Annotated in this window: 16 protein-coding genes and 1 pseudogene; 13 read left to right on the forward strand and 4 right to left on the reverse strand. The window is 52.5% G+C overall.

Going from position 1 to position 20,922, the window contains the following annotated elements; genetic code table 11:
* Window positions 1-7 precede the first annotated feature (7 nt).
* Window positions 8-451, reverse strand: a pseudogene (locus CEE36_00005) (Glu-tRNA(Gln) amidotransferase GatDE subunit D).
* Between the two features lie 150 nt (window positions 452-601).
* Between CEE36_00005 and CEE36_00010 the strand changes: the two are divergent.
* The 9 genes from CEE36_00010 to CEE36_00050 all read left to right on the forward strand — a co-directional run bounded on the left by CEE36_00010 (window position 602) and on the right by CEE36_00050 (window position 14,170).
* The gene (locus CEE36_00010; GenBank protein TKJ44164.1) at window positions 602-1,621 is read left to right on the forward strand and encodes a hypothetical protein; all 1,020 of its coding nucleotides are present in this window, start codon (window positions 602-604) and stop codon (window positions 1,619-1,621) included.
* Between the two features lie 116 nt (window positions 1,622-1,737).
* Window positions 1,738-3,576 carry a glutamine--fructose-6-phosphate transaminase (isomerizing) gene (gene glmS, locus CEE36_00015; GenBank protein ID TKJ44165.1) on the forward strand — a complete coding sequence of 613 codons (1,839 nt, stop codon included), beginning with the start codon at window positions 1,738-1,740 and terminating at the stop codon, window positions 3,574-3,576.
* A 4-nt stretch (window positions 3,577-3,580) separates the two neighbouring features.
* Window positions 3,581-6,397: a hypothetical protein gene (locus tag CEE36_00020; protein ID TKJ44166.1), complete on the forward strand. Its 2,817-nt coding sequence runs from the start codon at window positions 3,581-3,583 to the stop codon at window positions 6,395-6,397.
* Window positions 6,397-7,590 (forward strand): hypothetical protein, encoded by a 1,194-nt coding sequence (locus CEE36_00025; protein TKJ44167.1) that lies wholly within the window; start codon window positions 6,397-6,399, stop codon window positions 7,588-7,590. The genes CEE36_00020 and CEE36_00025 overlap by 1 nt, the downstream gene beginning before the upstream one ends.
* A complete protein-coding gene (locus CEE36_00030) occupies window positions 7,587-9,089 on the forward strand; it encodes a glycosyl transferase family 2 (protein ID TKJ44168.1) in 1,503 nt (500 codons plus the stop codon). The genes CEE36_00025 and CEE36_00030 overlap by 4 nt, the downstream gene beginning before the upstream one ends.
* Window positions 9,070-9,225: a tetraacyldisaccharide 4'-kinase gene (locus CEE36_00035; protein TKJ44450.1), complete on the forward strand. Its 156-nt coding sequence runs from the start codon at window positions 9,070-9,072 to the stop codon at window positions 9,223-9,225. The genes CEE36_00030 and CEE36_00035 overlap by 20 nt, the downstream gene beginning before the upstream one ends.
* Window positions 9,225-13,019: a hypothetical protein gene (locus tag CEE36_00040; GenBank protein TKJ44169.1), complete on the forward strand. Its 3,795-nt coding sequence runs from the start codon at window positions 9,225-9,227 to the stop codon at window positions 13,017-13,019. The genes CEE36_00035 and CEE36_00040 overlap by 1 nt, the downstream gene beginning before the upstream one ends.
* A 46-nt stretch (window positions 13,020-13,065) precedes the next feature.
* Window positions 13,066-13,851: a hypothetical protein gene (locus CEE36_00045; protein TKJ44170.1), complete on the forward strand. Its 786-nt coding sequence runs from the start codon at window positions 13,066-13,068 to the stop codon at window positions 13,849-13,851.
* Between the two features lie 34 nt (window positions 13,852-13,885).
* Window positions 13,886-14,170, forward strand: a complete 285-nt coding sequence (locus CEE36_00050; GenBank protein TKJ44171.1) for a hypothetical protein — start codon at window positions 13,886-13,888, stop codon at window positions 14,168-14,170.
* A 213-nt stretch (window positions 14,171-14,383) separates the two neighbouring features.
* Here the strand turns inward: CEE36_00050 and CEE36_00055 are convergent, their stop codons facing one another.
* From CEE36_00055 to CEE36_00065, 3 genes are read right to left on the reverse strand one after another with little or no spacing between them, the layout of a single operon-like run.
* On the reverse strand, window positions 14,384-16,396 hold the full coding sequence (locus tag CEE36_00055; protein TKJ44172.1) for an excinuclease ABC subunit B: 2,013 nt from the start codon (window positions 16,394-16,396) through the stop codon (window positions 14,384-14,386).
* Window positions 16,389-16,619 carry a hypothetical protein gene (locus CEE36_00060; GenBank protein ID TKJ44173.1) on the reverse strand — a complete coding sequence of 77 codons (231 nt, stop codon included), beginning with the start codon at window positions 16,617-16,619 and terminating at the stop codon, window positions 16,389-16,391. The genes CEE36_00055 and CEE36_00060 overlap by 8 nt, the downstream gene beginning before the upstream one ends.
* Window positions 16,612-16,836: an antitoxin HicB gene (locus tag CEE36_00065; protein TKJ44174.1), complete on the reverse strand. Its 225-nt coding sequence runs from the start codon at window positions 16,834-16,836 to the stop codon at window positions 16,612-16,614. The genes CEE36_00060 and CEE36_00065 overlap by 8 nt, the downstream gene beginning before the upstream one ends.
* A gap of 120 nt (window positions 16,837-16,956) precedes the next feature.
* Between CEE36_00065 and nadC the strand changes: the two genes are divergently transcribed.
* The 4 genes from nadC (at window position 16,957) to CEE36_00085 (ending at window position 20,885) form a co-directional block, all read left to right on the forward strand.
* Entirely contained in the window at window positions 16,957-17,814 is an 858-nt protein-coding gene (gene nadC / locus CEE36_00070; GenBank protein TKJ44175.1) for a nicotinate-nucleotide diphosphorylase (carboxylating), read from the forward strand.
* 106 nt (window positions 17,815-17,920) lie between these two features.
* On the forward strand, window positions 17,921-18,850 hold the full coding sequence (locus tag CEE36_00075; protein ID TKJ44176.1) for a hypothetical protein: 930 nt from the start codon (window positions 17,921-17,923) through the stop codon (window positions 18,848-18,850).
* Window positions 18,847-20,037 (forward strand): hypothetical protein, encoded by a 1,191-nt coding sequence (locus CEE36_00080; GenBank protein TKJ44177.1) that lies wholly within the window; start codon window positions 18,847-18,849, stop codon window positions 20,035-20,037. Before CEE36_00075 ends, CEE36_00080 begins: the two co-directional genes overlap by 4 nt.
* On the forward strand, window positions 20,025-20,885 hold the full coding sequence (locus CEE36_00085; protein TKJ44178.1) for an SAM-dependent methyltransferase: 861 nt from the start codon (window positions 20,025-20,027) through the stop codon (window positions 20,883-20,885). Before CEE36_00080 ends, CEE36_00085 begins: the two co-directional genes overlap by 13 nt.
* Window positions 20,886-20,922 lie beyond the last annotated feature (37 nt).

The following is a 20,922-nucleotide window of genomic DNA, read 5'->3' on the forward strand; positions in this document are numbered from 1 at the left end:
ATACCCCGAAGAGCTTTTCGGTTTTCAGATTGCAGATATCGGCAAGCTCGGGCACCGCCCCGTAGAGCTCGCCGGGCGTGAATGCAGGGATCACCGCGCCGGTGCGATAATCCAGTCTTGAGGCAATAGTACCACCCGTGCCCAGAAGGGTAACGTTCGGCTTGGCAGGGTCGTAAGGGAACTCCTGCTCCGGAATCTTGTAGTGAGCCTTGCGGAAGCCCTTCTCCTTTATCGATTTTATCCTGTCTACCGCCAGACCTATGTTGTAGCCGGTGAAGAGTTTGAGCACCACGTGCAGGTCGTCTGCCTGCTCCGAGCGCGGCAGGATTATGCCTTCAAAGATTCCCTTGTCCGTTTCTATCTCAACCTCCGCCCACACCCTTGCACCCATATACTCAAGCACCTTGCGTGCCCTTCCCCTGTAGCCCTTGAGTTGATCCTTTTCATCCATCACATGCTTCCTTTAAGCCGGGTGTTGATACTGAGAGTGATGATAGTCGGATGTAGCAAAATGTCAATCCAGCTTGTGGTTGTGGTTGGAGTTGAATACTTCAATCTTGTCAGTAGACTCCTGCGTGGTTTCTACAAGGATTGTGATTAGATGATCTGGTTGTGGGTGGAGTTTCTTGCATGTGCTGCTGTGATAGTCGCCGCTGGCTACTTCCTGGTGCGCTTCGGGGATGTGATTGCGGAGCGAACCGGCCTCGGACGATTGTGGGCCGGGGTAATCCTTATTGCTACCGCCACCTCATTGCCTGAGCTATTCACCGGGGTTAGCTCCGTTCTCATCTTCGACGTCCCGGATATCGCGGTGGGTTCTCTGCTCGGCTCCTGCGTCTTCAATCTGCTTCTTCTGGTCATCCTCGACTTTGCCTCGAAGAAGCGTTCGTTCTTCGACGGGGTTAATCCGGCATACATCGTGGAAACATCTTTCTCGTTGGTTATGGTAGCAATCGTTGCTCTGGGGTTGTTCTTGTGCAATGCTTTGGAGTGCTTCCCTTGGGTTTGGCCCGGGAGCCTTCTTATTCCGATTATATACGTCTTTGCTGTACGCGTCACTGTGAGGGAAGGCAGGTATCCTCCTTATACCCAAGAGATGGTTGCCAGAGAAGAACCCAAGTCGAAGAAACGCTCCAAACAGAGACCTGTCAGTTTAGGCAAAGCTATACTTGGCTATGCGATCTCGGCTGTTCTGGTTATTGGTGCCTCGATGTGGTTGCCTGGAGTGGCTGGAAAGATCGCTCAGCGTACTGGTTTGGGCTCTAGTTTCATCGGGGGGATACTTATTGCCCTTACTACCTCTCTTCCTGAGATCGTTACTACCCTTGTCGCGTTCCGTATAGGTGCGTCTGAGATGGCGTTCTCAAATATCATCGGTTCGAACATGTTCAACATGCTGATACTTTCCGTAGACGACATGCTTTACGTGCGTGGCCCGATTTTCTCTGCAGTCTCCGGTGTGCATCTTGCGACCGCGATTATAGTCATGGGTATGACCGGGGTGGTGATCACCGCGCTTGCCATCCGCAAGCAGCGTCAATTTCTGAGACTTTCCTGGGCAAGCTGGGTGCTTGTAGCAGGTTTCCTTCTAAACACCCTTATCTTGGCCCTACTGCGATAGGCTTCGTTTCTTGCCCCCACGTAGCGACAGGGATAAGGTGCAGAATTCATAATACTCTATTCGATTACAATATGGCTTAAAGCCCCAAATTCTCCCGAGAGCCCTTCCCCTTGACAATGAAAGGTAGGTGGCTATTATTATCTTCAATGTGCGGGTTCTTCGCAATCTCTTTTTCCAGCCAACGTTCCGATCTCGGTAAAATCCTCTACCGCGCCGGAACAAGGCTGGCCTACCGTGGATACGACACCGCAGGGGTGGCTACAATCTCTGAAGATGGTATCCTTGATCTACGCAAGGACGCGGGAGAGGTTGAGGATCTCAACGAGCGTTTGGGGTTCTCACAGATGACGGGGCAGCGCGGGATCATCCAGCTTCGCTGGGCAACCTTCGGGTTCCCCAATAAGGCAAACTCCCAGCCCCATCACGATTGCCGTCGCTTTCTGGTAGGTGCCCATAATGGGAATATCATCAACACCCGTAGCCTGCGCAAGGAGCTTTCCGAGGACGGACACACCCTTATTGGCGAGAACGACGGGGAGGTGATCCTGCATCTTCTTGAGGAACCTTTTTATCGTACCCGCAATCTTGCCTATGCTGCCCAGGAAGCTGCGGCCAGGATGAAGGGGGCCTATGCTTACGTAACCACCTCCCTTGATGGCGACGGATTTGTCTCTGTCAAGAACGGTTCCTCCCTCTTTGTAGGTATAGGGGATGGGTTCCGCTGTGTGTCAAGCGATCTGGTGGCTATCCTTGAACTTACCCGAAACGTGATTCAGTTACAGGATGGCGATCTTGTTCACTTTACGTGCGATTCCCATAGGGTTTGCAATATTCGGGATCTAGAGGTAGAGATCAATCGCGAGGTGCAGGAGCTTTCGATTACTCCTGAGAAGATAACCAAGGGGAACTACCCGCACTTCATGCTCAAGGAGATTCATGAGATCCCTTCGAAGGCTCAGGAACTCATACGTTATCTACCTAAGGCCGAGCACACCTGTACGGTGATTGAGAAGCTTGCATCGGCACGAAGGATTTTCTTCGTGGGTGCGGGCTCCTCGCACTTTGCAGGATTGCTTGGGTCCTTCTACTTTGGACGCTTGGCCAAGATACCGGTTACGCCCGCCTTTGGTAGCGAGTTCCTTGAAAAATATCCTGGTTGTGTGGATGAGCGCGACGTGGTTCTTTTGATCTCCCAGAGCGGGGAGACCAAGGATATAAAGAACGTCCTTGACGCAATCCAGAACCGAACCCAGGTAATCTCCCTTGTTAACAACATCGGCTCAACCCTTGCCATGCGCTCGAACTACGTAATACCTATAGCCTCGGATTTGGAGATCGCCGTGCCTGCGACCAAGACCTATGTGAACCAGGTGATAGCCCTGCTTTACCTTGCACTCAAGATTGCACAAACTAAAGGTACTAACGGGCTTTCGGCGCGTGAGTTCCTCTCATTGCCAGATTTACTGCATAGTGTCCTACAGGATGAAAGCAAGGTTGCTCCTTTTGCAGAAGAACTTGCCCGCTGGCCCGACGCCTACTACCTAGGCTACGGGATGAGCTATCCGGTGGTGCTGGAGGGGGCGTTGAAGATGAAGGAGATAACCTATTTGCACGTTGAAGGTATGTATTCCGGGGAGTTTAAGCACGGATCCATCTCCCGGCTTGAGGAGGGATATCCGGTTCTCTTTGTTGTATCTGAACCTGAGAAGTACTACGTTCTTTCCCACGTAAATGAGGTTCGCACACGCAAGGGTAAAGTTCTGACCATAGGTCCTCCCGACGAAGAACTTAAAGCCGAAAGTGACTTGTACTTCAAGCTGCCCGAGGCGCACCCGGTGCTTATGCCTATCCTTTCGACCGTTCCCCTGTATATGATTGCCTATCGGACCGCGGTAGACAGAGGGTGCAACCCCGATCGGCCTCGCAACATCTCCAAGACCATTACCGTCGATTGATCTTATGAGGTTGGCGCAGTCCGGACGGGTTCTGTTCCTTATTCTTCTTACGGCTGGCTCGCTTACTGCCCAGTACTACTACGGTAAAAACAAGGTTCAGCGGGAGGTTGAGCCTACGTATACCTATGAGACCGAGCACTTCTCCATATATATCCAGGAGGGGGGGGAGCCCTTAGCTCGTTTCGCCGCCCAGGTAATTGAGGAGGCCTACAAGCAACACTCATCTGACTTCGGGTTTGAGATCGGGGTAAAGATCCCGGTTATTATCTACAAATCCCAGCCTGACTTCGCCGCCACCAACATCATCCTTGAGCCGATTGAGGAGTCCATAGGCGGTTTCTCCGAACTCTTCAAGAACAGAGTTGTTGTGCCCTTCACCGGCTCCTACAAAGAGTTGCACCACGTGCTTTACCACGAGCTTACCCACATCTTCCAGTTCGAGCTTTACTTCTCGCTTGCCATCTCGAACATCTTTTCGCTCATCCCAGGCTTTATGCCGCCTCTCTGGATTATGGAAGGCTCTGCCGAGTTCTGTTCAACCCACGGTGATGAGGATGCAGACGCCTTCATGCGTGACCTGCTCGTATCCAACAATATTATTCCCTTAGAGGAGCTTGAGAACTGGTTGGGCTACATCGTCTACCGCCAGGGTGAGAGTGTGTTCCTTTTCATCGAGGAGCGTTACGGCCGGGAGAAGGTCTTTGAACTCCTGCATGCCATAAAACTTCGGAGCAACATGGACGCGGCCTTTGCAAAGGTCTTTGGGATGGACGTGGAGGATTTTGGCACCGAGTGGCTCAACTGGCTCAGGCTGCGTTACCTGCCGGATATGGAGAATCTTGAAAACCTCAAAACCCAGGCCCGGCTTCTTACCGACCACGAGAAGGATTTCAGCTACTATAACGGAAGCGTGGCGCTTTCACCCTCAGGGACCAAGATAGCCTACGCCACCAGCAAAGGCGACTACATCACCGTTAACGTGATAAGCGGTTTTGACGGCAAGCATCTCAAGAAGCTCGTTAAGGCCGGACGTTCCGCCACATTTGAGCGGTTGCCCCTTCTGCGTAGAACCCTTACATGGTCTGCTGACGAATCTCATCTTGCCGTAGTAGGCTTTTCACGCAACAAGCCGGTGCTCCTCTGGGTTGACTATGCTTCTACTAAGATAGAAAAACGCTACAAGCTCAAGGTGGACGACGCCTATGCCCCGGCTGTTTCCGCATCCGGTAAGCGCGTTGTCTACATAGGCATCAAGGAAGGGCAGAGCGATCTCTATTCCCTCGATCTTGCCTCCGGTCGTATCGAGCGTCTCACTTATGACCTGTACGAGGAGGCTGATCCTTCCTTTGACGGCGATCTTGTTCTCTACGTATCAGACAAACCTGATGCCGGTGAGGTCTGGGAGGTGGGGCATTACGCTGTATGGGAACTGCTTCCATCCGGACGAACCAGACGTATCTCTCCCCGGTTTGCGAATCTTGCTTCGCCGTATCGCATAGAGGGAAAGCTTTACTTCATCGGCCCGGATTTTCAGCTTTATGCCTTTTCTCAAGACGACTCGACCCTTACTGCGCTCACCAACTGGTTTGAGAAGATAGAAGAGTTTTCCCCATCCTCGAGCGGCAAGGCCGCGATGCTTATCTACAACAACACCGGCTGGGACGTGGCCATGCTTAACGGTCAAATTACCTCGTTGGTATCCACAGAGGAGGCTGATACATCAGAGGTTACTTCCGAACCCTACCTTTACGAGGAAGAGGAAGTTACTCTTGAAGATTTTTCCCGTTATCGTGCCTCGTTCTCACCTGACTACATCTACGGCTCAGGCGCCTACTCCTCTCTTTATGGAGCGATGGGAAACTTCAGTTTAGGCATAAGCGACATGCTGGGTGATCACCGTATCTACATAGATGCAAATCTTTACGGGGATATACTTTACTCCGATATTGCAGTCTCCTATTGGTTTCTCAAGCGCAGGGTAGATTTTGCGGTGGGTGCATTTCAGTTTGCCGATTTTTATATGTACTGGACCTCGGACTCCACCTTTAACTATATTGAACGTGCGAGACGTGGTGTAAGCACGCTTATCTCCATGCCCGCAAGCAAGTTCTTACGTATCCAGACAGGGGCGGATGCGATGGCAGTGACTCAGCACGAATATCTGGGCTGCCGGTTTGTGAGCTACTCGCAGTTTGAGCCGACTTATGACACGGTTTACACCCAACCCTTGTTCCAGGCCAACGGTGCGGTTATCTTCGACAACGCCTTGTGGAACTATGCTACGCCTATGCGCGGTCTTAGGTTAAGGCTGGGCGGATACTCCTCGGTGTTTTCTCCACTTGAGTATCAAACGGTGATGGCCGATCTAAGGGGATATCTGGGGATTACCCGCAGGGCTTGCTTTGCACTACGGAGCTTTGGCGGCGCAAGCTTTGGGGAGGATAAGGAATACTTCACCTTAGGCGGCGCATACGATGTGCGCGGTTACAGCACATACGAACCTTCGTTCGGGTCAAAGGTGATCTTTTCAAATCTGGAACTACGTGTGCCATTCATTGATCAACTGGATATGGCCTTTCCCCTCCCTCTTACCCTTGGAGGTATCCGCGGGGTTGTATTTACCGATGCAGGGGTCATCTGGGATGATGAGCCGCCTGTGTTATGGGAGAACGGCAATCTTGTGGACCTCAAGGCTAGCTACGGGGGCGGCGTACGATGGCTTTTCGGCTACTGGATGCTCAAACTCGATTTTGCAAGACCGTATCAAACAGAAGAAGATAAACCATGGCGCGTGCACTTCAGACTGGGAGCGGATTTCTGATGCGGAGATTGGCTTCTTTTGCGTTTTTTGCGGTAATCGTGGGTGCAGGTTGTGTTCGGGTTGTAAGGCCGCCTTCTGATCTGACCTACGAGGATGTTCCTCAGTACGCGTGGGAAGGTCTCAGGCAGCAGCGCTCTTTCAGGTTTGATTACTACGTGGCTCGCAGTTCTATGCAGTTTGAGGTTCAGGGCTCTGGGATCGTGGTTTTGCCGGATGCCCTGCGATTTAAGGGTACATGGCGGTTAGGTGAGGAGGAACGCGTTCTTAATCTGGCCGCCGCCGGAGACTACCAGCTTGAGAGACAGGGCAGCGAATGGGTTCCTCACCCCAAAAGCGAGGAGGCCAAACTCCTTGAGCAGGCTGATCGAGTGATCCGCAAGGCGCTTCTTCGCAGGAAGGGGAGGGGATTTGGGCTGGTTGAAGACGATGGGGAAACGATTACTTACTCATTCCAGCCGAACCTCTTTTATCTTGATCCCGGCTTTGAGAAGAAATACACCGCCGAGCTTGTGGTGGATGGACGCACGCTTCTTCCTAGAAAGATAAACGCCCGCTCCGAAGATGACGACATCCAGTTCAAATTCAGCGTCTCGGGTGTCAACAGGCGCAAAAAAATCAGGATTCCGTTTTCGGAAAACTTCAAACTCACCTATGCTCTTGAAGAAGGTAGATTTGCCAGGGCGAAGTCGGTGCTTCGCAAGCGCCTGAAGGATGTGGGCCGCGCGTCACGTATGCGTGTCAAAGCAGGTAATCTCGAAGCGGCACTCACCTTTCCTGTGGATAAGCAGATGGCGCAGATCCTTGCAGAACCTGGACAGCTGGTTATTTTGGGTCTTAACCTTGATGGCCCAGGACCTCAGATCAACACGCGTGGAGAGATCTCGGATATCTTCCACATCGCCGATACCCTGGCCTTGCCCGAGGTGCGATCCGTAGGGGTTGGATTCGACTCGCTCAGTCGCCCCATGCTTGAGTTAACCCTTGCAAAGGCAGAGCCTCGATCACGTGACTTTGACTATCTGGGGGTAGCGGTCGATGGGGTGCTTTATGAGGTCCTTACGGTTGACAATCCCACAGATATCCTTAGGATTGCTAACGTGACCACCTACGAGGAAGCCCTTGCATTGAGCATAAAGTTGCGCAGACCCTTTAATGGAGAGCTGCGGTTCCTGGATCAGGAAAGGCTCAGATGAGATTCGATTTTGTTCTTGCTCTCTACGCAGTCGTTATCATGGCCCTTACAATGTATGCCGTGCACGCGTGGATTATGTTCTTCTACTATGTTCGCTCTCGCCGCAAGAAGCCTCCCCAGGCCAAGGCCATCGAGAAGTTCCCTCTGGTATGCGTCCAGCTGCCGATGTATAATGAGAAGTTTGTGGTTGAGCGTCTTCTGCGACAGATAACGCAGCTGGATTGGCCTCGCAACAGGCTTGAGATCCAGGTACTTGACGATTCAACCGACGAGACAACCGAGATATGCCGTCGTCTGGTTAAGTATTACCGGGCGCAGGGTTTTAGAATCCGTCTCCTGCACCGGACAGACCGTAAGGGCTACAAGGGTGGTGCGCTTACCGAGGGTCTTGCAAGGACCCGCGCTTCCCTGGTGGCGGTTTTTGATGCCGATTTCCTGCCCGCGCCGGATTTCCTGAAAAGAACCATACCTCATTTCGATGACCCCAAGGTTGCGGTTGTGCAGTCGCGCTGGGAGCATATAAATCACGACTATTCACTGCTCACTCGGGTACAGGCCATCCTTTTGGATCAGCACTTTGCCATCGAGCAGCAGATGCGCAACCGTTTTGGTCACTTCATGACCTTTAACGGAACCGCCGGGGTGTGGCGCAAGCGTGCCATCGAGGACGCAGGAGGCTGGGACGGGAACTGTCTTGCCGAGGATGTGGATTTAAGCTTCCGTGCCCAGCTTAAAGGATGGAAGTTCATCTATCTCAACGACACGAGAAGTCCCTCAGAACTTCCCATTGATGTCGCAGGGTTCAAGACCCAGCAGTTCCGTTGGGCAAAGGGAACCATTCAGGCCGGGAAAAAGCTCTTGCCATCTATCTTTTCAAGCAACCTGAGCTTCCTTTCTAAGTTCGAAGCGGTGGTTCACGTTACAGCACACCTCGTCTATCCGCTTCTATTTATGCTTGCCTTGCTCACCTTCCCCCTTCTTCTGGTACGCACGACCTCCAATATAGACTACCGCTCCTACTTTGTATTCATGAGTATCTTTTCTGTTGGTGCTTTGCCTTACTTTCTGCTTTACTTCTTTGCCCAGAAGGATTCCTATCCGGATTGGAAAAGCCGCTTGGGTGCCATTCCCTTTGCGATCTCGGCGGTAATGGCACTTTGTGTGAATAACAGCATCGCAGTAATTGAAGGTTTCCTGGGCAAGGCGTCTGAGTTTGTCCGGACCCCAAAGTACAACATCACAGGCCACAACGCCTCTAAAAACAAAAAGGGGTATCGTTCCAAGCTCGAGCCCTCGACCTTTGTCGAGCTTGGGCTGGGGATTTATCTTACAGCGACCGCCGTCTACGCGCTTGTGACCATGCAGTTGGCTATACTTCCTTTTATTGTGCTTTACACGTTCGGCTTCCTTTACTTCAGTTTCTCTGCTATCTCGGCGGCGCTTAAGAAGGATCGGGTGAGTGTAAGGGAACCTGTGTATGATAGAGCTGAAACCCCTTGAAGTTCTTCGTTCTCCTTGCTGCAACCCCGAATTAAACTATAATCGAGAGGAGTTGGTTTGTAAAAAATGCAGACTGGTTTACCCTTTAGAGGACGATATACCTGTTATACTTAAAGAGGAGGCCAGGGAGAAATAATGAGAAGAATCGCTATCTATCTTTTGTTGGTTGCTTCTGGATTGTGGGCGCAGCCGCGAGTTGTTTCAACCTCCCCCACAGGGGTCAGGGTCAAGATCGATGCTCCTGGTGAGATTGGACTTTTACAATCTCACGGTGAGATAGATCTTGCCTCGCTTTATCCCGAGGCTTGGGTGGTCGGTGAGCCAGGAGGTCCGGCGTTGCCTCGTTATCGGATCGTACTTGGGGTTCCTACCGAGGGGGATGTGCATTTTAGCTACTCATTCGGCCCCTCGCGTGAGCTTCGTGGAGTTGGGGTTTCCAGCTACGAGGTCCCGGCAATCGGCCCTGAGCCAGCGCCGGCGCTTGGTTGGGCCGATAGTCTTGAGCCTGTGACCTTTAACGTTACACGATGGCGTGGATGTCGGGTGGCCGTCATTGAGGTTACCCCGTTGCGTTACGATTACCGCACCCGGCGGCTGGTGCTCTACGACGGAGTGAACCTGAACGTAACCTTTGAGAATCCTTCTGGGCTTAAAGGAGCATCTCGGAGGAATGATCCTGCAGAGCGTATCTATGAAGCTACCCTTTTGAACTATGAGCAGAGCAAGGATTGGCGTCTTTCTCCCCAGGCCGTTCCTTCCAATCCATTTGGAGGCTCAACCAACTGGATCAAGGTTACTGTTGCAGAAGACGGTGCTTACAGGATTCGCTTTAGAGACCTTAAAAAGATCGGGGTTGATCCAAAGAAAATAGATCCACGAACCCTGCGGTTGCTCTACCCTGGCCAGCGAGGCCCTGAGGATCCCTTGCCGGATACTTTGGCAGAACTACCTGTATATGTGCATGGGGAAGGCGACGGAAGGTTCGATCGCCACGACTACGTTGTTTTCTTTGCACGCGGTGCAAATCGATGGGAGTTTAGAGAGCGAAGCTTTAAGGTCAACCCCTTTGTTCATGAGAACGTCTACTGGTTAACCTGGGGCGGTGGGAAGGGACGTCGCATGCGCACTCGTGTCGCATATCCTCTATCTGAAGATGCTATAACTACTGCTCAAACCGTGCTCCACTTTGAGGAGAATCATGAATGTCCTGGTCGTTCCGGGCTTCTATGGCTGTGGAAAGCTATCAAGAAGAGCACTTTGACTGCTGTGGATACCTTCATCCTTAATCTTGCAGGGGTTAGGCGTATTGATACCTTCACCTTTAGAGCCTATGCAACCACCGAGGGTGCGGGATTTCGTTTGCTGGTTGAGGACGACACGCTTTACTACAGGCAGGTAGCGGGATGGGGGGATAGCCCACCTTACTATACTGTTGTGTCTCCGGATGTCGTTATCAGGGAAGAGTGGCCGCTCGAGGTAGAGGTGTTCGGAGCTGGTCAGCAAGAGTTATATCCTGACTGGATTCGGCTGGTGGCTGAGCGTGAGCTCTCCTTTAAGCATGGAGCGTTCTGGGTCCAGCTGGATGGGCAGGGGACTTATCTTTTAAGCAACCTCAGGTCGGCTCCGTTTATCTTCGACGTCAGTGAGCCTTCTGATCCTGTAATCTTGACGGACTGGGAACTTAGCCGTGGGAAGCTCAGGATGAGTGCTCGGACAGGGAAACCTGTGCCGGTCTGGATAACTGAGGAACGCAAATTACTAACTCCTGGTCTAGCGAAGGCCGAACCAGGAAGACTTTGGAGTGAGGACTGGGGCGTTGACTATGTAGTTCTCTCCACCAACGAGAACCTGGACGCCGCTCAGGCCTTTGTGGAGTACCGCAGCCAGAATCTGAAGATGAGTGGGGTGAGTTCCCCAAAGATTAAGGCAGTTGCTTTGGCAGACATAGTTCAAGACTTCGGTTACGGGTTGGCAGAGCCGCAGGCTGTTCGCCACTTCCTTTCCTACGCATACGAGAAAGGTGGTGGGCGTCCGTTCTACGTTTTGATCCTTGGCGACGGTACCTACGACTACAAGAACAACCTCAACTTCTCAGGTCGGGCCGAGTATTTCCTAATCTACACCTCGGGTTACGTGATCGATCCCAATGTTTACGCGTCTCAGGCCGCCGCTAATGAAGGCTGGTTTGTGGAGTTCGACGAGGAAGGGACGTTTTTTCCTGAAATGTCGATAGCGCGGATCACCGCACGCGACCTTCGAGAGGCTTACGCGGTCCTTGATAAGATAAAGGCCTACGAATCCGCCCCGCGCGAGGCTTGGAGTACCAGGGTACTCTTGCTTGCCGACGATTACTACAAGGGCACGCCTTCGGAGATAGACTCAGGGATGAATCATATACCTGCCAACGAAGGTATTGCCAAACTGCTTTCCCCGGAGTTCGATCCAGTCAAGGTTTATCTTTCCGATTACGCACTCGTCGGTGGAAAGAAGCCCGACGCCGAAAAGGCGCTGATTGATGCGTTGAATCAAGGGACATTGCTCTGGTTCTTCTTCGGACATGGTAACGGAAGCCAGTTGACCCATGAGAAGGTGTTCATGAATACCGACGTTCCAAAGATACGCAACGGTAACAAACTCCCACTTGCCTTGTTCTGTTCGTGCGGAGTGGGTCGTTTCGAGGATACCCGCTGGGAGTGCGTTGCAGAGGAGCTTTTACGCGCTGAACAAGGAGGTGTGATTGCATCCATAGCGGCCACCAAAGGGACCGGCGCCAGTTCAAACAAGCAGCTCGCGGATAGCCTGGCTCGCGCATTCCGTAACATAAAGGATTTGAATGCCGGCGATCTCTTTTTTAGTATAGCTACCCAGAGTAGCCTGTATGTCCTGTTCGGCGATCCTGGTACACCATTGCTTTTTCCCGCTGCACGCAGTTTAAGTTCACAGGTCGATAGCTTTATTACAGGAGATACCGCAGTGATCTCGTTTGAGCCACCAGTAACTTCGGGGGAATGGTTTTCCTCTGCTTACGGAAGTTGGGTGAGAAAGACATCCTCCGGAATAACTGAGACTTACTACGCCAAGGGAGAGGTGCTTTACCGCGCCCGTGGTGAGCTTGACGGCGGAGAGCGAACCCTGCGGTTTCTTGTTCCAGCAGGGATAAGGCAAGGGGATTCCGCCTACTGGCACGTGGCTTGTGCTGACGGCGACTCAATCTATACCTACCTTATCGACGGAATCAGCGTGGACAGTGTTGGCTGGACACCCACCGACGACGAAGGACCTCAAGCTCGGCTTTTGGTCAACGGGCTTGAGGTCGCCGACAGAGACACGGTGCCGCCGTCTTTTACCCTGACGGTCGAGCTCGAGGATCCATCAGGGATAAACCTTACCGGCCTGGCCGGCTGGGAGGGTGACTCACTCAGCCTTGTGATCAATAATAAGGTTATCGATCTGGCGAACTATTTCGAGTATGAGGTGACTGGCGATGGTCTTGCAACAAGGGGAACTGCTAATATCCCTGTTGACCTTACCAGCGAAGAAAATGATTTCACTCTTTACGCTGTCGATAATCTTTTAAATACAGAGGAGTACAATCTTACCCTCTACACCTCTTTTGTGCGTGAGCTTGAGATCGCGGACCCGCTGGTTTATCCCAATCCTGTTTCTACCACAGCCGAGTTTACGTTCGAGTTGAGTGCCGCCTCAAGGGTAACGATACAGATCTTCACGGTAAGCGGTCGGCTGGTGCGCCGGTTGCCTGGGTTCTCCTATCCTGCCGGATTCGGTGCTTACTCCTGGGACGGCCTTGATGCGGAGGGCAGGCCTCTGCCCAACGGGGTCTACATCTACCGCTTGAGCGCAGAAAGCGAAGACGCGTGGCTGCCTAACGCACGTACCGCGGTTACCGGAAAGTTCATCGTCGTTCACTAACCCTGTGGCAGAGATACTCTGGTTGGAGCCTACCCGAGAGACTAGCTTGCCTCCTAGTAGTATCTTCTTTGCTTCGGGTAGATTTGTTCTTTCCACCTTTGTGCTTGGTGATCTCGATGTGGATAGACGAAGTAAAGCCTACCGGAGGGTTGTTGAGGTTATCCTTAAGCGATCCCAAGAGCTCGCTGTAGGTGATGTCAGGGTGAAGCACTCCAGGTTGTCCCGCGAGATAGTAGGTTCAGCCTTCCCCCCCTATTCTTTCCCTAAACCCCCGAACGATCTTTCACCCGCGACATCCTTTCCAGATATTATTGCAGAACAGGAATTACTCCATGGGAAGCTGGAGGAGGCCGACAAACTCAAGCTTATCTTCCAGGCGGTCTACGGCGGTGAGCATCTCCTTTCCAATCCTGAAGAGGCGTGGAGGTGTCTTCAGAACGAATGGGATTTTCTAAGACCAGAAAGCAAGGCAGGAGAGAAGTGCGATACGGGTGAGTGTGTTACGGGTACGGGTGTTACGGGTGAGCCGCTTGCAGAGCGTATCTCACCTGAAGGGGGGCTTTACCGAATCAATCTAAGGCCCTGCAAGGAACTTGGTATCGATCTGCGCAGACTATTTGAAGCGGTGAAGCGGTCGGCAGAGGGAATTGCAAATGACCGCGCAAGGCGTGAGGCTCGCCTGTTGCCCCAGGCGCTATCGGTGGGGATAGAGCCGGATAAGGTTCCCAAGGGGCCTTTCCACCACTCGAAATCCTATAGAGAGAGGATTTCGCCTGCCTATCGCCTGATCCGCGCCGCCGAGATCGCGGGATTGTTGACGTCACTTAATTGATCGGGCGGTTTGACAAACTTAAGGAGGAAGTATTATGACTCAGTCCCTTGAAGATTCCTTAGTTGAATTCTTCAAGCGCACAAACGTTTCTTGTGCGATCGTAAAGACCCTTTCCGACTCCAAGGGACCCATCAAGTTCGACCAATTATTGGAGGCGGTGGGCTTACTTGTTGCTGACCGTATACCGGATTATGCCCTTGAAGGAGCGATTCGTGCCTCTCTTAAGCTCTTGAAGGCTTCAGGCTGGGTTCGCAAATCCGGTGCAGAGTTCGGGCTAACCGCTCTGGGCCGCGAACTCGCGAAAAGGGTCACGAGTTAACTCAAAGAAATATTGGCCGACATCATTGTTTGCTTCTAATAACAATGTGAGAAAGTAGTGCGAGGCTTCAGCCTCGCCAGCCCATCAAGCGAACCTAAAGGTTCGCGCTACATGCTATCTCCTTGATCTGGCTTTAGAGCAGAGTCCGTAGGGGGTGACGTTGGCGTTTCGGACTCAAGTCAAGCTGGAATCTTATAATTGAAGCAAGTCTCCTTAACTCTGGCGGGTCCCCCGCCTCAGAATCTCCTTGTCTATTTTTAATTTGAGTTCCGAGATCCGGTCGCGGTAGATGACTGCCTTCTCGAAGTCCAACTGATCCGCCGCTTCCTTCATCTCCTCCTGCAATCTGGCGATCGTCGCCAGACGCTCCTCCTCGTTCTTTGGCTCGTGACCAAGATCAAGCTCTTCTATCTTCCTGGCGTCGGCAACCCCGGTGGTGGCCATCACCTGCTGGATGGACTTTTTGATGGTCTGAGGGGTGATGCCGTGCTCTTCATTATACTTGATCTGCTTTTTTCGACGGCGCTCGGACTCGTCAATCGCCGCCCGCATCGAGTTTGTTACCTTGTCTGCATAAAGGAGCACCAGCCCCTCCACATTGCGGGCGGCGCGTCCTGAGGTCTGGATGAGCGAGCGTGTATCGCGCAGGAACCCCTCCTTATCCGCATCGAGTATGGCAACAAGCGAGACCTCGGGCAGATCCAGCCCCTCACGCAACAGGTTGATCCCCACCAGCACGTCGAACTCGCCTAATCGCAGCCCGCGCAGGAGTTCTACCCTCTCAAGCGCGTTGATCTCCGAGTGCATGTAGTGCACCCGCAGCCCCATCTCAGCAAGGTAGGTTGCCAAATCCTCGGCCATGCGCTTGGTAAGGGTTGTGACTAGAGTCCTCTCATTGCGTTCAGCTCGTATTCGTATCTCCTCGATAAGATCATCCACCTGGTTGGCAGTAGGTCGGATTTCCATGGGAGGATCAACCAGACCGGTAGGCCGTACCACCAGGTCAATCACCCGATCCTTGGAGTTGATAAGCTCGTAATCACCTGGTGTAGCCGAGGTGTAGATGCGCTGTTCCACGAGGGTTTCGAACTCTGCAAACTTCAAGGGCCGGTTATCCAAAGCCGAAGGCAGGCGGAAGCCGTGATTTACCAGATTCTCCTTGCGGAAGCGATCGCCCTTGTACATCCCGTCGACCTGAGGCACGCCTACGTGCGATTCGTCCATGATGGTCAAAAAATCCTTTGGGAAGTAGTCGAGAAGGCACCACGGGCGTGAACCCGGGGCTCTGCCTGAGAGATGTCTTGAGTAGTTCTCGATCCCCGGGCAGTAGCCGACCTCGCGCAGCATCTCGATGTCATACTTGGTTCGGGTCTTTAGTCTCTGCGCCTCAAGGAGTTTACCCTGGCCTTCCAACTCTGCCACCCGTTCGATCATCTCTTGTTCAATTGACCTCAGCGCATCCATCAGAGTCACTTCAGATACCATAAAATGCCGCGCAGGGAAGATCATGACACTTTCCGGCTCATCTATCACCTTGCCTGATACCGAGTTGAAGCGCTTGATGGAATCTATCTCCTCGCCGAAGAACTCGATGCGTAAAGCTACATCCTCGTGCGCCGGCCATATCTCAACCACGTCGCCCCGAACCCTGAAAGACGAGCGCTTCAGCTCGTAGTCGTTGCGCGAGTACTGCTCACGAACAAGATTAGCCAGAAGGTCCTCTCTGTCCAGCTCATCGCCTACCTTTACCAGCTTAACCCGGTCGGCGAACTCACGAGGTTCGCCGATGTTGTAGATGCAGGATACAGAGGCAACTATGATTACGTCTTTGCGTGATAGAAGCGATGCGGTCGCCCTCAGCCTCAGCCGCTCGATCTCCTCGTTGATGTCGGCTTCCTTCTCGATGTAGAGGTCGTACTCTGGTACGTAGGCCTCGGGCTGGTAGTAGTCATAGTAAGAGATGAAGTACTCCACCGCGTTGTGAGGGAAGAACTGGCGGTACTCGCCGTAAAGCTGTGCGGCAAGGGTCTTGTTAGGGCTCATCACAAGTGTTGGGCGTTGAACCTGGTTAATTACATTGGCCATAACAAAGGTCTTGCCCGATCCTGTAACCCCCAGAAGGGTTTGATGCTTATCACCTCTGTTGATCCCATTGACCAGTTCCCTTATCGCCTGGGGCTGATCGCCGGCTGGCGTCATGTCGGTTACCAGCTTGAATTCAGGCATAGAGTAGTTCCATGACTTCCCTTCTATCCAGGTGGGCCGCCCGCAGGATAGCCTGTATGGTGCCCATTGGCAAGTCCTTTTGGTGGAAAGGGACAGCTACTCGCGCCCCTCTGGAATCCGAGTGCATAATAACGTGGCTTCCCGAACGATGATCTTCGTGGAATCCCGCGTCTTTCAGGAGGCGCAACAGATCTTTGGATTTTAACGCAGGGACCTTATTCATCTGCGATATCGATCTCGTCAACCACGCATTCTGAATCGTCAGCGCAGCATTCCCCGTGCTCTTTCATACATTTCAGGTAGCAGGATATTGCGTCGGCGACCATCTTCTTCGCTTCCTCCAAGGTTTCACCGTACGAGATGCATCCGGGCAGAGAGGGAACAGATGCGGTGTATCCTCCATCAGGTTCGGGTTTGAACAGTACCTTGAATCTCTTCATCCGTTCAGTATAGCTCTGAGCAAGGCTTCGTCAACCTGAAGGAGGAGAGAATCTTGAACTTATCATGAATGAATCGCTTAGATTAGTTGACCTCTTTAGTTATTCGGCTACAATAACGAGATGAATAGTCGTTATTCCTACGAAGACGCGGTAAAGGACAGCGTTAGAAGAGCGCTTGCCGAGGATATAGGGATCGGCGATGTTACAACTCTTGCCACGGTACCTGCAGGAGCTCAGGCCGAAGCCATTATACTCTGCAAGGAGGAAGGGGTGCTGGCAGGGGCCCAGGTGGCCAAGGAGGCGTTTCGTCAGGTAGAGGATCGGGTTGAAGTAACCTTCTTGTTTAACAATGGGGAGAGGATAAACGTAGGTGATGAGCTGGCCAAGCTTTCCGGACCTGGGAGGGGGATTCTGGTTGCAGAGCGAACAGCGCTTAACTTCCTTCAGCACCTCTCGGGTATCGCTACCCTCACCTTCCGTTTTGTAGCCGCTGTGGACGGCACCCGTGCTAAGATCCTTGATACCCGAAAGACAACGCCTGGTCTGCGTGCGCTTGAGAAGGCGGCTGTCCGATGTGGCTGGGGCTACAATCATCGCATGGGGCTCTACGATATGATTCTTATCAAGGATAACCACATCGCGGCTTGTGGTTCGCTTGCGGCCGCGGTTAAAGCTGCACAGAACTCCCACGGAGATTTAAAGATAGAGGTTGAGTGTGCGACCCTGGATCAGGTCAAGGAAGCTCTCGAGATAGACGGTATTGACCGTATTATGCTCGACAACATGAGCCTGGATATGATGCGTGAGGCGGTCCAGCTTGTCAAGGGAAAGGTGGAACTTGAGGCTTCGGGTGGTGTGAGTCTTGAGACCGTCCGGGATATAGCACTCACAGGGGTTGCCTACATCTCAGTAGGTGCACTTACCCACTCCGCAAAGGCGTTGGATATCTCCCTGGAGATTACCGCGATTAAGCCTTAACCTCTTCCTCGGATGCGATGGACAAGTTATAAACACTATAATTTCTGGAAAGTAATCGAGGCATCTGTTGTTCTTGACATAACCCAGATTCTGTCTAGACTTGAGTATGACAGCACTGACAAGAGCAATATACCTTGCGTGGAGTAAGTCGCGTCTTGCCAGGAAAGAGATCTCTTTCCATGCCGAGTTAAGTGGAGCCAGGAATGTGCTTGTGCGTCTTGCAGAACGAGCACCACATACACTCTTCTCGCTTTATATTACAGGGGCTCTGAAAAAAGCTAAAAAGGGGCGCAAGATTACTGTGCTTTCGCCGCTGGACGCAGAGCTGCTTTTTTCGGGGCTCAACACCATATTTCAGGAAAAGATTGATCTCACAGAGACACCTTCTCACGGCTCAAAGGCCTTCAAAGCCCTGAAAGAAAGGTTCGCTAAATCCTCCTTCGATTTATTCGTGGATCTTGACCCATCCCCTTTACCTGAGCTTGCCATCCTTTCTGAGGCCAAACTACGAATCACCTACCAGGCCGAAGGACTCTTCCCCTACTTTAATATCCTGTTCGTGCCGGACAAGGAAGCGGATCTTCGAAAGCGGGCCCAGTTTATGAGCAGGTATCTGGCGTGCGGAGGAAAGATCGAGGAAAGCCTCCCCCATCTTCAAGTTACCCAACAAAGGGCCAACGAGTGGCTAAAGAAACATGGACATAGATCCGGGAACAAAACCCCCTACCTCCTCTCATCAATCTCCATTGATGCTGAACGCCTCGGTGGGATGAAGGTCTTCGGAGCCGAGAAATGGATGGAAGAAGAACCGCAGATAAAGGCAAGTTTACTTGCATCAGCCTCTGCCTACATAGGTAAACCGGATCGCAGCTTCGAGCTAGCCTACCTTTTAGGAACACCGTCCGTTGTTATCCTGCCAGATAAGGCCCGCCTCAATCTGCCTTCCTCACCCTGCATCAAGATAATTACACATCCCCCTAAAGGAACACCTCTGCTTGAGGCAATCGAAGAAGCTCTAGTAAGCCTTTCGCTTTGAACCTGCGTAGATTCATTCAGATATACGCCGTGGCCGGACTTCTGGCCTTAGCGGTATTCTGGGCCTTTTACTCTCAGCGGCTCCTCAAGAAGCTCGAAGAAGAAACCCTTTTCCGTTCAAGACTCTATGCAAGCTACATACGCTCACTGGCATCACCAGAAACTCAGATGCTCCTTGAAAATCTCCTGTTTGAAGAGATAGTGAGTCAGGTAGACTTCCCGGTGGTGATAACGGATAGCGCCGGCAACCCTCAGAGCTTTCGAAACGTCCCTCACCGCGATACCATCCCCGATGCACTGCCTCGATTCATACAAAAACTCGACCGCGAACACGAGCCTATCCCTATTCGGGCAGTAGTACCTGTTACGAACCCACTGACACTAGACACCCTGGGGTTAGATACCCTTACCTTAAGTGTGCTGCACTACGGGTTGCCTAAATCATGGACCATGTTGCAGTATTTCCCCCTTATTCAGATATCCTTCATCGTCCTGTTTGTTATCTTAGGATTCGTATTCATTGTGGCCTCAGCACGTCGGGAACAGGAAAAGCTATGGGTGGCTCTCGCACGTGAGACCGCCCATCAACTGGGAACCCCTGTCTCCTCGCTCCTGGGGTGGAGTGAACTGATTCGCCCCAAGCTGGACGCAGAGGCATCGAAAGAGATAGGAGCCGATCTTGAACGCATCAAAGGGATCCTGGATCGCTTTGCACGCATCGGAGACAAGCCGCGTCTTGAGCCCCATGAGATTGAACCGATAATAAGGAAGACGGTTCGCTTCATGCAGCACCGCGCCCCCTCTCGCATCAACTTTGAGGTGAAGGTCTCTGAGAATGCGCGCCTGCTCATTGATCCTACACTCATCTCCTGGACGTTTGAGAACCTTATCCGCAACTCCATCGACGCCATAGGACGCAAGTCGGGGAAGATAGCCGTAGCAGGCAAGAAAGCAGAAAAGAGCAACTACTACGAGATAACGATAACCGACACCGGAGCGGGGATCCAGGTAAAACACACCCGGGATCTCTTCAGAACCGGATTCTCCACCAAGAAGCACGGCTGGGGGATCGGGCTTGCACTTTCCCGTCGCGTAATCCAACAGCTCCACCGCGGTAAGCTCAAGGTAAAATCCTCACGGCCGGGCAAAACCGTCTTATCCATCTTGCTTAGAATATGGCAGGAATAACGCCGGGCGAGCAGGTCCTCTTCTACCACGATGAACGCCTTCACTACCTGAGGAGGGTGCTCGAAAAAGGCGACTTCGAGTGCCACAGGGGACGCATCCCCTGGCTGCAGATCATAGGACGCAACTACGGGGAAGTTGTAAAGACCCACATGGGGACCAGCTTCACACTTCTGAGCCCATCCTTAGCCGACCTGATGATAGGGGTCAAACGCCGCACAACCATAGCCTATCCCAAGGATGTCGGCTACATGCTTTTGAGGGCATCCATCGCCCCTGGGGTTCGCGTAGCAGAGGTTGGTTCCGGCTCAGGCGCTTTAACCTTCATCCTTGCACGCTACGTGCAGCCTCAAGGCCACGTATATTCCTTTGAGCGCCGTCCGGAGTTCCTTGAGGTAGCCATGGCCAACGTTGCCAGACTGGGTATGGAAGAATTCGTAACCTTCGAGCTGCGGGACGTAGAAAAACAGGGGTTCGGGATAAAGGAAGTGGATGTGTGCGTTGTGGACGTGCCAGAACCATGGGGTATCGTTCCTCACGCTGCCAAGGCCCTCGTATGTGCAGGCCGGTGGGTATCTCTGAGCCCTACAACAGAACAGCTGCAAGAAACCCGCAAGGCTTTAGGAAAGCATGGGTTCACCCGGTTCGAGGTCTGGGAGGTAATGCTGCGAGAGATGCTGATCCGTCCGCAGGGGGCACGACCGAGGGAAAGGATGATCTCGCATACCGCCTACCTGGCCTTTGCAGAGATTGCAGAACACAACCCTGATGCATCGAACGCACAACAAAATATTGACAATTCACCTGCGGGCAATAGACTAAGCTTGCAAGATGAGGAAAGTTCCCTATAATCGGTAAAGAAAGAGCATTGGGCCGCTAAAGGCTTAG

Source organism: candidate division TA06 bacterium B3_TA06 (genome assembly GCA_005223075.1).
Classification (GTDB): domain Bacteria; phylum Hydrothermota; class Tepidihabitantia; order B3-TA06; family B3-TA06; genus B3-TA06.

What these genes read in the sequence shown, in the direction of transcription:
- CEE36_00010 (TKJ44164.1), top strand. Translation starts at nt 602, where the DNA reads ATGATCTGGTTGTGGGTGGAGTTTCTTGCATGTGCTGCTGTGATAGTC.
- glmS (TKJ44165.1), top strand. Translation starts at nt 1,738, where the DNA reads ATGAAAGGTAGGTGGCTATTATTATCTTCAATGTGCGGGTTCTTCGCA.
- CEE36_00020 (TKJ44166.1), top strand. Translation starts at nt 3,581, where the DNA reads ATGAGGTTGGCGCAGTCCGGACGGGTTCTGTTCCTTATTCTTCTTACG.
- CEE36_00025 (TKJ44167.1), top strand. Translation starts at nt 6,397, where the DNA reads ATGCGGAGATTGGCTTCTTTTGCGTTTTTTGCGGTAATCGTGGGTGCA.
- CEE36_00030 (TKJ44168.1), top strand. Translation starts at nt 7,587, where the DNA reads ATGAGATTCGATTTTGTTCTTGCTCTCTACGCAGTCGTTATCATGGCC.
- CEE36_00040 (TKJ44169.1), top strand. Translation starts at nt 9,225, where the DNA reads ATGAGAAGAATCGCTATCTATCTTTTGTTGGTTGCTTCTGGATTGTGG.
- CEE36_00050 (TKJ44171.1), top strand. Translation starts at nt 13,886, where the DNA reads ATGACTCAGTCCCTTGAAGATTCCTTAGTTGAATTCTTCAAGCGCACA.
- CEE36_00055 (TKJ44172.1), bottom strand. Translation starts at nt 16,396, where the DNA reads ATGCCTGAATTCAAGCTGGTAACCGACATGACGCCAGCCGGCGATCAG.
- CEE36_00060 (TKJ44173.1), bottom strand. Translation starts at nt 16,619, where the DNA reads ATGAATAAGGTCCCTGCGTTAAAATCCAAAGATCTGTTGCGCCTCCTG.
- CEE36_00065 (TKJ44174.1), bottom strand. Translation starts at nt 16,836, where the DNA reads ATGAAGAGATTCAAGGTACTGTTCAAACCCGAACCTGATGGAGGATAC.
- nadC (TKJ44175.1), top strand. Translation starts at nt 16,957, where the DNA reads ATGAATAGTCGTTATTCCTACGAAGACGCGGTAAAGGACAGCGTTAGA.
- CEE36_00075 (TKJ44176.1), top strand. Translation starts at nt 17,921, where the DNA reads ATGACAGCACTGACAAGAGCAATATACCTTGCGTGGAGTAAGTCGCGT.
- CEE36_00085 (TKJ44178.1), top strand. Translation starts at nt 20,025, where the DNA reads ATGGCAGGAATAACGCCGGGCGAGCAGGTCCTCTTCTACCACGATGAA.